The following is a 13,762-nucleotide window of genomic DNA, read 5'->3' on the forward strand; positions in this document are numbered from 1 at the left end:
GCGCTCGCGGTCCGGTCCCAAATCGAGATGGAGCTTCCGACATGAGCGAGAAATTGCGGTTAGATCTTCATAGTCTGTTGCCCGATACCCTTGGCGGAGACGATACGCGCGTCGTGCGCCTGATAGACGCTTTGGAGCGCCTGGATGGTGTAGATCGTGTCCATCTGAGTCAGGACGAGACTGGGGCGAGCACAGAGTTGTGTGTGCATTACCAGCCGAGAAGCATCTCTTCGAACTCGCTGGAACTGTTGATCAAAGAGTGCGGCGCCGCAATTCACGAGCGCTACGGACATGCATTCTGGATTATGGAGAGCCCGATTGACCAAAGGCGTGCGCGTACGATTTCCGACACCTTGCTTGCACTAAACGGTGTACTTGAATCAGATGTTTCGCCTACAGGTCACATCCGGATCGAGTACGACCGGTCGAAGGTAGCAACAGCACAAATTCACAAAGTGCTTGAGGCAATGCAGGTTCGGCTAGTTCTGCCGCAGCAAGAAGAACACACGCTCCCTAAAGATGGGAGCAACGACCACGCTGGGCACTCATATGCCGAGGGTAACGCGAGCGATCAGACGCATGCGCACGGGGGATTATTCGGCTCGAACACTGAGCTGATTTTCGCGTTGATCTGCGGTGCATGCCTTTTGGTCGGATTTCTTCTCGAGAGGATGGCCAGCGCAAGCCCAGCTTGGCTACCGGTCAGCCTGTACGTGGTCGCATATTTCTTCGGTGGTTTCTACACCGTCCGCGAGGCTTACGACAACCTTCGCCTGAAACGTTTTGAGATTGACACGTTGATGCTCGTGGCGGCGGCGGGCGCGGCAGCGTTGGGCTCGTGGGCTGAAGGTGCGCTTCTTCTTTTTCTGTTTAGCATCGGGCATGCGCTTGAACACTATGCGATGGGAAGAGCAAAGCGCGCTATAGAAGCGTTGGCCGAGCTAGCCCCGGAAGTTGCAACCGTGCGGCGTGAAGGAAAGCCAATCGAGATTCCGCTGGAAGAGCTCGTCATCGGCGACATTGCGTTGGTCAAGCCAAATGAGCGCTTGCCCGCCGATGGGTTCGTCGTGGCTGGTACTTCCAATGTCAACCAGGCCCCAGTCACCGGCGAGAGCATTCCGGTTGACAAGTATCCGACCCAAGACGCCACCTTAGCTAGAACACGTCCTGATTCGATTGATGCGAGCGCGCGCGTATTCGCAGGCACCATCAACGGGGGCGGCGCTCTAGAGATAGAAGTGCTCCGTCGTTCCGCGGACTCAGCACTCACACGAGTCGTCAAGCTGGTGAGCGAAGCGGAAACGCGACAGTCGCCTACCCAGCGCTTCACGGATAGGTTTGAACGTATCTTTGTCCCTGCAGTCCTCGCACTGGCTTTCGTCCTGCTATTCGCCTGGGTCGTCATTGATGAGCCGTTTCGCGACAGCTTCTATCGAGCGATGGCGGTGCTCGTCGCGGCGAGTCCGTGTGCACTCGCGATCGCCACGCCAAGTGCTGTTCTGTCTGGCATTGCACGGGCCGCCCGGGGCGGTGTGTTGATCAAAGGTGGCGCGCCATTGGAGGAGCTTGGTTCCATAAGTGCGATGGCGTTCGACAAGACCGGCACGTTGACTGAAGGGCGTCCACAGGTTGTCGATGTGATTCCAGCGCATGGAGTTGAGGAGTCTAAGCTTCTGGCGGTTGCTGTAGCAGTGGAGTCTCTCAGTGATCATCCGCTTGCTGCTGCAATAGCGCGCGATGGAGGGGCGCGCTTGAATGGAAGCTCGATTCCAAGGGCGCTCGACTTACAGAATATGATAGGTCGTGGCGTCAGTGCTCGTGTTGACGGCGAAACTGTCTGGATCGGCAAAGCAGAAATGTTTGGTTCGGACGGGGTACCTGCTCTCTCTAAGGAGGCGCACTCTGCGGTTCAATCGTTGCGACAGTTAGGGCGCACAACAATGGCGGTTAGAATCGGCGATCGCGAGCTCGGCGTGATCGGACTTCTCGATACTGCTCGTCCTGATGCAGCGCCAGCCCTGAGACGCCTCAGAGACCTTGGTATAACCCGGATGATCATGATCTCCGGAGATCATCAGAAGGTGGCTGATGCGATTGCCGCGGAAGTAGGGCTTGACGAGGCTATCGGCGGCCTGATGCCGGAAGATAAGGTCGCGGCGATCCAAAAGATCAAAGCTGTGAACCGCGTCGCCATGGTGGGCGACGGCGTCAACGACGCACCTGCGATGGCAAATTCCACGGTGGGAATAGCTATGGGCGCTGCTGGATCCGACGTCGCTTTGGAAACAGCAGACGTGGCCTTGATGTCAGATGATCTGAAGCAGTTGCCGTTCGCAGTTGCACTCAGTCGGAGAACGCGTGGCGTCATTCGTCAGAACGTTTATGTGAGTCTGGGAATTGTCGCGTTCCTTGTGCCCGCAACGATCTTTGGTCTAGGAATCGGTCCAGCTGTCGCGATTCACGAAGGCTCAACTTTACTGGTAGTTTTCAACGCGCTGAGGCTACTGGCTTTTCAGGATTCAAGATATTGATGCTCTACCTAAGCTCTGCTATGCCGCCGGCGTTGCCGCGGCGTGTGGATTTAGCATCAACGTGCCAGCGGCACAGTTCTTGCGGGATTCTTTCAGCGCATAAGGCTGTGCATCTGCCTTGAAGCTACGGCGCAGCGGCTACGACCTGCTCGACGCTGAGGCGCTCGACACAGTGCATCGCGCATCGCCGGTGCCGCCACCGCCCGATGCTTTGCCCGGCCGTGCCGAAACCGTGGTCGTGCCGGTCGAGTTTTTCATTCACCACTGACTCAATGGTCGCGCACTTCCACAGCACGACCCCCCATGTCTCGTGTCTCCCCATCCTCCAGCCCCCTCCGTCGCCTGCGGTACGGGGCACTTCCGCTTTTCGCGCCCTGTCTCGTCGCCTGCTAGAGCACGGCACCAGTTGCCGGCCTTTTGCCAGCGCCTGACCAACACCACGCGCGCAATGTCATCGTGATGATCACCACGCCGGAAGCTCTAGTTTTGAAGTGTCTGCTTGACGGGGGAGCTTACGACCACAAGACCCTCCCCATGACGCAGACACTTCTTCCCACCTCCACCGCCGGCAGCCTGCCCAAGCCTTCGTGGCTGGCCGAACCTGAGAAGCTCTGGTCGCCCTGGAAGCTGCAGGCCGAGGCCCTGATCGAGGGCAAGCGCGACGCGCTGCGCCTGTCGCTGCAGGAGCAGCAGGACGGCGGCATCAACATCGTCAGCGATGGCGAGCAGACCCGGCAGCATTTCGTCACCACCTTCATCGAGCACCTCGACGGCGTCGATTTCGAGAAGCACGAAACCGTGCGCATCCGTGATCGCTACGACGCGAGTGTGCCGACCGTGGTCGGCGCGGTGAGCCGGCCGAAGTCCGTCTTCGTCGAAGACGCGAAGTTTCTGCGCCAGCAGACCCGGCAGCCGATCAAGTGGGCGCTGCCCGGCCCGATGACGATGATCGACACGCTGTACGACGCGCACTACAAAAGCCGCGAGAAGCTGGCCTGGGAGTTCGCGAAGATCCTCAACCAGGAAGCCCGCGAACTGGAGGCGGCGGGCGTGGACATCATCCAGTTCGACGAACCGGCCTTCAACGTGTTCTTCGACGAAGTCAACGATTGGGGCGTGGCCACCCTGGAGCGTGCGATCGAGGGGCTCAAGTGCGAGACCGCCGTGCACATCTGCTACGGCTACGGCATCAAGGCCAATACCGACTGGAAACAGACCCTGGGGTCGGAGTGGCGCCAGTACGAGGAATCGTTCCCGAAGCTGCGCGACTCGAACATCGACATCATCTCTCTCGAGTGCCACAACTCGCACGTCCCGATCGACCTGATCGAACTGGTGCGCGGCGAGAAGGTGATGGTCGGCACGATCGACGTCGCGTCCAGCGTGGTCGAAACGCCCGAAGAGGTCGCCGCCACGCTGCGTAAGGCCCTGCAGTTCGTCGATGCCGACAAGCTCTATCCCTCCACAAACTGCGGCATGGCGCCGCTGGCGCGCAGCGTCGCGCGCAGCAAGCTGGCCGCGTTGAGTGCAGGTGCCAAGATCGTGAGGCAGGAGCTGCTTGGCTGACGCTACTATGAGAGTACAGTCGGTAGGGATTCTAGCTGCGCGCGCACGATCGGAACTGTATTCGAGCAGCAGAGAAAGCAAGGAGCGTGCTTCGTTCGCCCTATGTCCGCTTATGGCCGAAAGCGGACCGACACCAAGTAGTGCGGGACTCCGAGACACCCGGGATTACAAACCCGAACGCCCTTTCCAATCCCGTACGCGCACGTTGAAGCCTGGGCCTTCGCTGCCGTCGGCCGCTTCGAATAGACCGCGCTGCGCACGCTGTGGCTCTGGTGGATTCATCTGGATCTCGTCCAAATACATCTTGTATCGAAGGCGCAACCGTCCCCACTGGTCCACCGTGATCGAGCGCCCCGAGATGGTATGCATGCCCCGCGGGTAGGGTTGTGCCTCTTCGCCGACGGTCTCATCCGGAATCTGGATACGTACTCGATCGCGAGAGCCGGGCTTGACCAGAAAAGCCCACTGCTCCCGGATGGTGAACGGTCGACCCGCCTTGGTGATGATCACGCGCTCAGAGACGGTCGGGTCCTCCACCTCGATCAACGCTTGATCGGCGCGCTGGGCGACGTAGGAGGCGCGCGACAAATGGACCCAATGGCGGTTCGAAGGGTTCTCGAGAACCTCATATCGGAACGCAGCGGGATCGGCAGCGGCTTCGTCGGTCAATCCCGAGAGATCGATTTCCATCGTGTCCAAGCCATTGGTGGCCAACAGATCTCGCTTGACGTCGTCAACGGCGTGGTGAACGCGGACCTCGACGCATAGCACGTCGAACTCGATGTCGTGGGCCATGCCACGCAGGAGCACATCCGGTCGGGCAGCCCCATCGAGCAGGGGCACCTCAAGCCGGGCGCTCACGATCGCCAACGACTCCGGTTCGATAACGATGTCCCCGCTTGCCCACCGAGGCAGCAGGACCGCGTCGGACGTTGCCAGCACTTCCTTGGCCATCCGGTGGATGGCCGTTTCGAAGCCCCCAAGACACGAGGACGCACGCGCATGCTGGAAGTGCCGGACACGGAGCCGTCCCGGAAAGTCACGGTTTCGCGCGATCAGCGGTTCCCCACACTCCGGGCAGGTGCACCCGCAGTCCAAGCCCAGCGCGACATCCGAAACAAAAACAGGGCGGCCATCTCGGATGCCGAAAGGAACCGTGAGTTTTCGAAGTGCGCGCTTGCTCATGAGAACGGTTCTAGGGAGATAGGCGTTGCTTGAGGTTAGCTTCGCAACGAACAATCTCATGCCAAGCGACAGCCCGCGTGCGCCGAACCCGTTCGTCTTCGTTTCCAGCTGAAGCTGATCAGCGCTGAAGACGATCATTGGATGTCCGCTTGCGGCCAACAGCGGACATCAATGCCTAGTTGGGCTCTGGCGCGAGAGTACGTACAGCTTTTGGCAGGTCTGACCCACCTGCCGATGCTAGGCGCTGGCGCAGGCTTACCAATATCTGCGCTTCGGAGACGGGCAGGATTCTCAACACGGCAAGCCCCCGGTTGAAATGCGGCTGCTGATGCGACGCTCCTCCTCGACCAGTTCCTGCCGAAGCATCTCGAAGTGCACAAAATCGGGCCGCCCCAGGCGAGTTGCGCAGAACTCGATGACCCCGCGAAGCGTGAAGAGCGCAGTCGCGGCTCACCGATGTTGCTGACCAACGTCGTTATTGCACTGCCTCGCGTGCTCTCTGCTCCATCGCGGGTGTCATCTCAGCCGGTATCGCAGGAAGAGGCACGCTGCCGCGCTTGCCCTCGCGCTCGATATCTGTGACAAGCAGCTTCATTTCGCGAATCTCGCGCACCTGCGATTCGATGATGCGGTCGGCCAGTTCCCGCACGCGTGGGTCGCTGATCCGCGCCTTTCGGGCGTTGTTGATGGCGATCGAGTGATGCGGAATCATTGCTTTCATGAAACGTGAGTCATCTATCAAAGACTGATCGCGATTGACGAGAAGCAGAACTAATCCAAATACGATTGCGCCGACTAACACCGTTATCTTGGTCGCTCGCCCTTCATACATGTTCCACATGAAGGCCAGCATCAGCACGGCCATCACGCACCCCATGACCAGCGAGGACACCAGTCGCGTCACGCTGAAGGTCGCATGGTCCGGCGCGTATACCAGCTGGTACATCAGGAAGAACATGATGACTGTCGACGCCGCGATCATCGCTGCGAACTTCCGCCAGCTCATTTTCATCATCTGCTTCTTGGATTCGTGGTGGTCCATGACAACTCCTGGGCTCGCTCGGGTTGTTCGGGTGTTCGCCCGTCCACGCTCGCAACCTCGTGGTCGTTGGCGCCGCGGAGGCGGCCCCACGAAATCGCGGCCGCGCGGCGTTACTTCGACGCCATCGATTCGCAGTTTTCCGCGCAACGGCGGCAGGCTTCGATACAGCGGCGCATTGACTCGTCGCTTCCTCCGATGCGCTCGCAGTCGTCCGCGCACATCCGACAGATCTCGGCACAGGCCCGGCAGGTGGCCGCATGGGCCGGCGTGCCCCGCAACATCGCATTCGCACTGACGGCGCAGATGTCCGCGCATGTCTGCATCAGGGCAATGTGCTCAGGCTTGGCATGCTCGCCGCCCATGCTCAGGCAGTGGTTGATGGTCTCGATACAGATCGTAGCGCAGTTGAAACAGTCAGTGATGCACTGGTTCATCTCGGTGCTGCGGTGTTCGGCGGTGTGATGGCTCATGAGGTGGTACTCCTTCTGGGTGCGGGCGTGGATCGGCGCGCCCGCTTCACCGCTCCCCGCCCACTACTCCATCGACGTGGCATAGGGCCTTGCAATCCGCATCGATTTTCTTCACCAGTAGCGCTGCACGTGTACGTAGGTCGACTCCGGGCGAGCCGGCACGCATGCCGGACAGCACCAATCCCTCAATGCCGTCACTCGCTGCGAGCACCCGATTGATCGCGGTGGCGGGCACATGCCCTTCGACCACGAGCATCTCACCTCAGCGGTACGAAATGACCCCTTGCCAAGTGGCCTTCTTTTTAGCGGTCCGAGGTGGTCGCCGTTGTGAAAAAAATGGACCTTAGACCCGGCCTCGCGGATGTGTTCGGCCCATGGATCGCAATAGCCGCAGCTGGCGCTCTTGTGTAGGAGCACCTTCCCTAGCGGCGAGGGCGATGGCCCGCCCCGACAGGTCGCTCTTGCGCGCACTCGCTACCGCAAAGGAGAGAGGCGGTGTTCGTATATGTGTCATCAAGAACGAAGCATCAAGCAGTTGGACTCATGGTTCCCAAGATCGCGACCGCACCGATGATCAGAGCAGCCAGGAAGGCCTCCGCCCAAAGACTTTGGCGCAGCTTGGACACGACGTCCGAGGACTTCGAATCAGAGAGCTTCGGGATGATCAGCCAGCGATGACGGGCAGCGAGCCCAAGCATTCCCGCGAAGAGCACGAGCTTCAGAAGAAGCCAACGATTGTAGGGAGCCGCCCACAGGCTCGCATCAGGCAGGGGCCAGTCCAGAATCCAGATGTAGTGGACGACGCCAGTAGTCGCCAGAATAGCGACAAGCAACGTTCCAGTACTGGAGAACGCTTCGAGCGACCGGCGCAATTCTTCGAGCGTCTGGATCTCATGACGACGTGGCCATACGGCTCTAAGCGCAAGCAGGAAACCTAAAATCGCACCCAGCCACGCTGCAGCTGCAAGCAGGTGGATCACGCCCACCGCCAGGCGAATCACGCCTTCTACACCCTCACTGGACGCGGCGTGACCATTCACGGCGAGCGTTGCGAGCGCGGTAGCGCCGAGCAACGCAGCTGATAGGCGAGTTCGTCTGCCTTCTGCGCCGTTCCACAAGACCAACGCAAGCACCACCAGCGATGCCATACGAAGGAGCCAGCCGTTTCCGGCCAGACTTCCAAGCAGGAACCAGCGGATCGACTCGACGTCGATCTCGGACATGCTGATGCCGAGGATGACGGCAACCTTGAGACCAAGGTCAAAGATGCCCACAGCGATCATGAGGCCGCACACCGTTCCGAGAATGCGACGTGTAAGCAACCAGCTGGGTGCATAGCTCAAGGTCAGCCTGCCTCTGCCAGTTTTCCTCTCCCGTGGTTGCAGGAGAGGCAGACTGAAGAGCATGGCCAGGCCAAGGTACTGCGCAAATCTCACCAGATAGAGATCGACTTCAGCCATGGCACGCCGTTCCTAGTGCACGTGGAATCGGAACCGTCCAGTCATCGGATGGTTGTCTGGCCCCACCGCGCGCCATTCCACCTCGTACTCGCCAGCGGAGAGCGGCTCGCGAGGCGAGGCTCGCAGGGTGGTTCCGGCCACGAGCTGTGTGGTCGAGTCGACGACTACGGCGGGGGCGCCATCCTTCCCGCGACGCATCACCTTCAACCTTGATGCCCGCTCCAGCACGCGCTCGTTAAGTGTCACCTCCACATGCGCAGGCGGGGGCACCCTACTGTTGGCAGCAGGCACTGACTTGACCATGGTGGCGTGCGCCATGGCGGGCTGACCAGATATCGCGGCCAACAGCCCCGCGGCCATAAGAAGACCGAGGGCGATGGGTCTGAAACTGCTCATTTTCATACTCCGAGAGAATAGAGGCCTACGCGTCACAGACTGCGCGCACGCGTCACTGCATGCCGACCAGAGAGGCAAACTCACGGCGATCCAGCCGACCATCGCGGTTCGAATCGGCCATGGCGAAGTGTTCTAGCAAAGGATGTTTCGCAGGCAGCTCCGTCCTCACGACGTAGCCGTCCTTGTCGGTGTCGAGGGCATCGAAGTCATCGACACTGAGGGTCTTGTGGCTGGCGTCGTCCGCCGTCGGTCTCGCGTCGGGATGGACATGCTGGGCACCGTGCTCATGCACCTGTCCTTGAGCGGAGAACGCGAAGGCAAAGGCGGTAGCCATCGCGGTGGTCATGAAGTTGCGCATAGAAGTCTCCTGTAGGTGATGCTCAGAACCAAACGCGAACGCCAGCGACGACACGAGTGTCGCGTGTGCTTTCACCTTCAGCGGAATGGAAGTCAGCGGCGTCTCCGAAGCTGCGTTCGTGGACAATGCCGATATAGGGTGCGAAACGACGGTCCAGCTCGTAACGCAGGCGTAACCCGGCCTCAGCCTTGCTCAGGCCACTGCCACTTCCCCGCGCGGGATCACTCTTGCTGTTGAACTCCAGTTCGAAGAGGGGCTGCAGGATGAGTCGATTGGTGATCAGCATGTCGTACTCCACCTCGAAAGCAGCAGACAGCCGTCCAGAGTTCCCGACATAGGCGGTTGCCGACATCTCGAAGAAGTACGGCGCAAGTCCCTGTAAGCCGATCGCGCCCCACGTTTGGGACGCGCCAGGCTTGAAGTCATGCCTGGCGCCGACCACCACGTCCCACCACGGCGTGATGCCCCGTCCGTAAAGCACTTCCAAATCTGCGCTTTCAGTGCTGCCACCGCTGCGCTCGCCTTCGCTTCGTAGCCAAAGACGGTGGATGTCACCACCGAAGGAGGCGCTTGCCTCCCACGCCTGGGCCGTGCGGTCGTCCGCGTCCCAAGCTTCCAGACGATTGAATACCGTGCGGGTGTAGAAGGCCGACGGATGTGCCTCGTGAGCGCTGTGCGGGTCGATCGGCGGGAAGGCCGCGGCCCGATCTTCATCGGAGAGCGCCGGGATCGGCTCCAACGGCTGAATCGGCGCAGCCTTCCGAGGCGTGCAATGTCCCATCGCAGCGTGCTCGGTCGGACAGGCCGGATCCTCGACAGTCTCTGATGCTGCGCAGTGACCCATGGCTGCGTGCTCGGGTGAGCACTCAGCCGCTCTGTCTGTATTGGACGCAGACAGGGTGCAGTGGCCCATGGCCGCGTGTTCTGCTGTGCAAGCCTCACCATCTTCGGCGCTAGCCGAACAGTGCCCCATCGCTTCATGCTCTGGAGTGCACGCAGCACTCGCAGCTGCAGCAGGCATGTCGCAATGGCCCATTGCGGCGTGCTCAGGCGTGCAGGCCGGTGGCGCTTCTGCTGCGGGCATCGTGCAATGCCCCATTCTCGCGTGCTCTGGAGTGCAGCTTGCCGCTGCCGCTGCCGCTGCCGCTGCCGCTGCCGCTGCCGGTGTAGGCTGCTGCGCGCCTGCATGCCCGTGGTGTTGCGCCGATGCAGAGCCAGCTGAAGCCCCAGCCACCACAGCTGCCAGACCGAGCAGGAAGGTTCGTATGTTCATGCGCGCTCCTCCACTCGGACTTCTCGCATCATCCCGGCGTCCATGTGGTAAAGCAGATGGCAGTGGTAAGCCCAGCGTCCGAGCGCGTCGGCGCGAACCCGATAGCTGCGTTTCGTACCCGGCGGCATGTCCACCGTGTGCTTGCGCACCATGAAGTTGCCGTTGGCGTCTTCGACATCGCTCCACAAGCCATGCAGGTGAATCGGGTGCTGCATCATGGTGTCGTTCACGAGGGTGATGCGCACCCGCTCGCCGTAGTTCAGACGCAGCGGCTCCGCGCTGGCAAACGGTATGCCGTCAAATTGCCACGCGAATTTCTCCATGTGGCCTGTCAGATGCAGTTCGATATCACGATTGGGGTCACGCCCGTCCGGATCTCCGAACAGACTCCGGAGCGCACCGTAGGTCAGCACGTTTCGCCCGTTGTCCCGCAGCCCAATACCCGGATCGTCGAGGCGATGGCTCGGGCTCATGGTCTGCATGTCGATCAAGGGATTGTTGGTTTCGCTCGCGGGATGCGACTGCATCGTGCCGGCACCGTGGCCAGCATGTGCGCCGTGACCACTATGCGAATCGGTGCCGGCGCCGGCGTGATCCATGCTACCCATGGCGCCATGGGCGCTGTGATCCATCCCGCCCATCATCCCGCCGTGACCCATGTCGTCCATCGTCAGCAGCGGCCGCGGATCCACGGCCGGAACTGGCGCCTCCAGACCGGGTCGTGCCGAAAGCGTGCCGCGGGCGTAGCCGGTTCGCCCCATGTCCTGAGCGAAGATGGTGTAGGCGTCCTGCCCGGAGGGCTCGACGATCACATCGTAGGTCTCCGCGGCGCCGATGCGGAACTCGTCCACGGTCACCGGATGCACGTACTGGCCATCCGCAGCAACCACGGTCATTTTCAGGCCCGGGATCCGCACGTCGAAGTAGGTCATGGCGCCGGCGTTGATGAAACGCAGCAACACCTTCTCGCCTGAACGGAACTCCCCGGTCCAGTTGTTCGCAGGCGTCACGCCGTTCATGAGGTACGTGTAGGTGTGCGCGTTGACGTCGGAGAGATCCGTCGGCGTCATGCGCATGCGACCCCACGCCTTGCGATCAGCGATTGCGGCGGACATTCCTTCCTGGCGGGCGTCTCGAAAGAAGTCGACGACAGTTCGCTTATAGAAATTGTCGTGCTCCGGCATCTTCTTCAATCGCCGGAAGAGCGCACTTGGATCCATATCCGTCCAGTCAGACAGAAGAACCACGTGCTCGCGATCCCAGGCGTAAGGGGCGGGTTCGATCGGATCGACGATGATTGCGCCGTACAGGCCGGCCTGTTCCTGATGCAGCGAATGGCTGTGGTACCAGTAGGTGCCCGACTGCACAAGATTGAAGCGGTAGAGGTAGGCCTCGCCGCCCTGAATGCCGTCGAAGCTCATACCTGGCACGCCGTCCATGTTTGCCGGCAGCAAGATTCCGTGCCAGTGAATTGAAGTCTGTACGCCACTAGGAAGTCGGTTCGCTACACGCAGCGTTACGGTGTCACCTTCCTTCCATCGCAAGATTGGCGCGGGAAGGCTGTTGTTGACCGTGATCGCAGGACGCGTGCGTCCGGTGAAGTTGACGAGACTCGATCCAATGTTGAGATCGAAATCCGTCCCCAGAAGCGTCGCGCCAGGCGCTGCGAGAAGCCGCTCGCGGGCGCCAGCTTCAGGTATGCGTAGCAGGCCAGTGGAGGCTGCTACGCCCCCTAAGAACAGGCCCTGCACGAACGTGCGGCGCGACGGCGAAGCCGCGGCCTCCGCCAAGAGGCGGTTGTTTGGAGATCTCATGGTGCGCTCCTGGGCGAATGCTCCCGCATTCGCCCTGCACAGATGGTCAGTGAGCGCGGAACAATCCGCGCGTTGTAGCGCTGGCTCACAAGCCAGGCGGAGCCATCAGGCGATAGGAGGTCTCAGGGGCGGCGGCAAGGTCGACGAGGCAGGCTCGTCAAACGCTCCGACGTCGAGATAGCTCGTCAGAAACGGACCCAGAAAACCGATCTCAGCAGACGACATCGCGTGATTCTGCTGAACGCATATCGCGAGGCAGAGCTTCACGCAGTCCGGTTTGCCGGGCTGCTCGTCAGAGGGAGGAGCACCCTGAGGCAGTTCAATCGCAGTCGTCGAACTGTCATGGCAGGCCGCTTGCGACGCTTGGCTTGCGTCCTGCACAGAAGCAACACGAACGGCTTCCATTAGCGTCAGATGCACGCCCGCGATGGCAACACTGGTGCCATTTAGCACCAGCATCAGACATAGCAGTACGCGTAGCAGACGACGAGTCATTGGCGGAAGAAGACCGTTCGAGGAACTGGAACCAACGTCGGATGGTACCGCTGTTTCAATCATCAAAGAAGGAGCCACGCGACCAGAAAGAAGAGGTACCAGTCCAGCGCTCGACGCATTCGGACGAGGATCATTGAGCGGAAGCCCCCGGGCTGCAGCCACAGCTGAATAGCGACCTTCAGTAAAGCGGAGTGACTGTCTAAGGTTGAAGCAACGTCCGCTATTGGCCGGAAGCAGACGCAGTTGCATGGACATCACCTGCTCGGAGCCCGATTCAGCGATGGCCGTGCGCCGTCAGTGAGGGGCGCTAACTTCTGCCGACGTACAACGCACTAGTGACGGTGAGCAGAACTGCTTCTCGATGTCAGCCCTGCTTGTAGACTGATCTCTGACCTACCGCGGCGTGGTTGGCGGTTGGCTTGGCCAAACCAGGTATCAGGAAGTCAGCGGCACTCTGGCCGCGCTTGACCTTCTCCGCAAGCCAGCGCGGCATGCTCCCGCGACCGGACCATTGGTTTCGCTTGTTCTCGGGATCGCGGTACTTCGCCGGCACCTTTCCGAGCTTCCGCCTTCCCGTCGGCGTCCTGACAGCGACAACTGCCGGCTGGGCCTCAAGAAGCTCTTCAATCGTGTAGCCATAGGACGAGGCAATGGCAATCAGCTCGGCGCGAACGACAGCGATGGGGCGTCGCTTGGTTAACGCTTGGGCCCGCCGCTCTGCTGCACGCAGGAGGGAATCCAGCTCTCGGGGGCTCAACTCTTCAACATTGATCTTCATTCCGCGAAGCGTCGTGTTGAGTTCGTTGACTGTCTAGCGCCCAACAGGCGGCTCTGCCCTCATGGCTGCGCTTAGGACGCCACGCGCACCTGTTTGGCGCCCCAAGGTGTCTCGATTAAAACTTCGCCTCCGGACTCCACCGCGAGGCGCATGGCTAATCCCTGAGCCGCGAGAATGGCACCCAGTGAGCCAGCAAAAGCTTCCCAATGATGCCCTTCTGCATAGACCTCGAACCGGCCATCGCCGGACTCTCTTATTTCGATCACCCCACGACCTCCTTAAGAAGCAGCAGCGTGCGCTGGGCGTAAACCGGCGATTGCGGCGGCACCGGGGAGGTGTAGGGCCGCGACGCGCGCACGTGCTGCGGGTCAGATAATTGCCCTGCCGCTTAGCC

15 protein-coding genes are annotated in these 13,762 nt (G+C 60.8%); 3 read left to right on the plus strand and 12 right to left on the minus strand.

Going from position 1 to position 13,762, the window contains the following annotated elements; all coding sequences use genetic code 11:
- Positions 1-41 precede the first annotated feature (41 nt).
- From ACF3M1_RS16750 to ACF3M1_RS16760, 3 genes are all read left to right on the plus strand, one after another.
- The gene (locus tag ACF3M1_RS16750; RefSeq protein WP_394002582.1) at positions 42-2,531 is read left to right on the plus strand and encodes a heavy metal translocating P-type ATPase; all 2,490 of its coding nucleotides are present in this window, start codon (positions 42-44) and stop codon (positions 2,529-2,531) included.
- A gap of 118 nt (positions 2,532-2,649) precedes the next feature.
- Positions 2,650-2,799, plus strand: a complete 150-nt coding sequence (locus ACF3M1_RS16755) for a TonB family protein (RefSeq protein WP_394002584.1) — start codon at positions 2,650-2,652, stop codon at positions 2,797-2,799.
- Between the two features lie 266 nt (positions 2,800-3,065).
- Positions 3,066-4,097, plus strand: coding sequence for a methionine synthase (locus ACF3M1_RS16760; RefSeq protein ID WP_394002586.1), 1,032 nt, complete (start codon positions 3,066-3,068; stop codon positions 4,095-4,097).
- Between the two features lie 165 nt (positions 4,098-4,262).
- Here ACF3M1_RS16760 and ACF3M1_RS16765 read toward each other — a convergent pair whose 3' ends face one another.
- From ACF3M1_RS16765 to ACF3M1_RS16820, 12 genes are all read right to left on the minus strand, one after another.
- Positions 4,263-5,420, minus strand: a complete 1,158-nt coding sequence (locus ACF3M1_RS16765) for a single-stranded DNA-binding protein (RefSeq protein ID WP_394002588.1) — start codon at positions 5,418-5,420, stop codon at positions 4,263-4,265.
- A 337-nt stretch (positions 5,421-5,757) separates the two neighbouring features.
- Positions 5,758-6,324: a DUF305 domain-containing protein gene (locus ACF3M1_RS16770; protein WP_394002590.1), complete on the minus strand. Its 567-nt coding sequence runs from the start codon at positions 6,322-6,324 to the stop codon at positions 5,758-5,760.
- A 110-nt stretch (positions 6,325-6,434) separates the two neighbouring features.
- A complete protein-coding gene (locus ACF3M1_RS16775; RefSeq protein ID WP_394002592.1) occupies positions 6,435-6,794 on the minus strand; it encodes a four-helix bundle copper-binding protein in 360 nt (119 codons plus the stop codon).
- A 46-nt stretch (positions 6,795-6,840) separates the two neighbouring features.
- The gene (locus ACF3M1_RS16780; RefSeq protein WP_394002594.1) at positions 6,841-7,050 is read right to left on the minus strand and encodes a DUF411 domain-containing protein; all 210 of its coding nucleotides are present in this window, start codon (positions 7,048-7,050) and stop codon (positions 6,841-6,843) included.
- A gap of 271 nt (positions 7,051-7,321) precedes the next feature.
- Positions 7,322-8,254, minus strand: coding sequence for a copper homeostasis membrane protein CopD (gene copD, locus ACF3M1_RS16785; protein WP_394002596.1), 933 nt, complete (start codon positions 8,252-8,254; stop codon positions 7,322-7,324).
- Between the two features lie 12 nt (positions 8,255-8,266).
- Positions 8,267-8,752 (minus strand): copper resistance protein CopC, encoded by a 486-nt coding sequence (locus ACF3M1_RS16790; protein ID WP_394002597.1) that lies wholly within the window; start codon positions 8,750-8,752, stop codon positions 8,267-8,269.
- Positions 8,703-9,008, minus strand: a complete 306-nt coding sequence (locus tag ACF3M1_RS16795) for a hypothetical protein (protein ID WP_394002598.1) — start codon at positions 9,006-9,008, stop codon at positions 8,703-8,705. Before ACF3M1_RS16795 ends, ACF3M1_RS16790 begins: the two co-directional genes overlap by 50 nt.
- Before the next feature lie 22 nt (positions 9,009-9,030).
- Entirely contained in the window at positions 9,031-9,747 is a 717-nt protein-coding gene (locus ACF3M1_RS16800; RefSeq protein ID WP_394002600.1) for a copper resistance protein B, read from the minus strand.
- Between the two features lie 530 nt (positions 9,748-10,277).
- The gene (locus tag ACF3M1_RS16805) at positions 10,278-12,095 is read right to left on the minus strand and encodes a copper resistance system multicopper oxidase (protein WP_394002602.1); all 1,818 of its coding nucleotides are present in this window, start codon (positions 12,093-12,095) and stop codon (positions 10,278-10,280) included.
- A gap of 105 nt (positions 12,096-12,200) precedes the next feature.
- On the minus strand, positions 12,201-12,839 hold the full coding sequence (locus ACF3M1_RS16810; RefSeq protein ID WP_394002604.1) for a CopL family metal-binding regulatory protein: 639 nt from the start codon (positions 12,837-12,839) through the stop codon (positions 12,201-12,203).
- Between the two features lie 115 nt (positions 12,840-12,954).
- A complete protein-coding gene (locus ACF3M1_RS16815; RefSeq protein WP_394002606.1) occupies positions 12,955-13,368 on the minus strand; it encodes an H-NS family nucleoid-associated regulatory protein in 414 nt (137 codons plus the stop codon).
- Between the two features lie 71 nt (positions 13,369-13,439).
- Entirely contained in the window at positions 13,440-13,634 is a 195-nt protein-coding gene (locus ACF3M1_RS16820) for a hypothetical protein (RefSeq protein WP_394002608.1), read from the minus strand.
- Positions 13,635-13,762: the final 128 nt, after the last annotated feature.

Source organism: Luteimonas sp. WGS1318 (assembly GCF_043187535.1).
GTDB lineage: Bacteria > Pseudomonadota > Gammaproteobacteria > Xanthomonadales > Xanthomonadaceae > Luteimonas.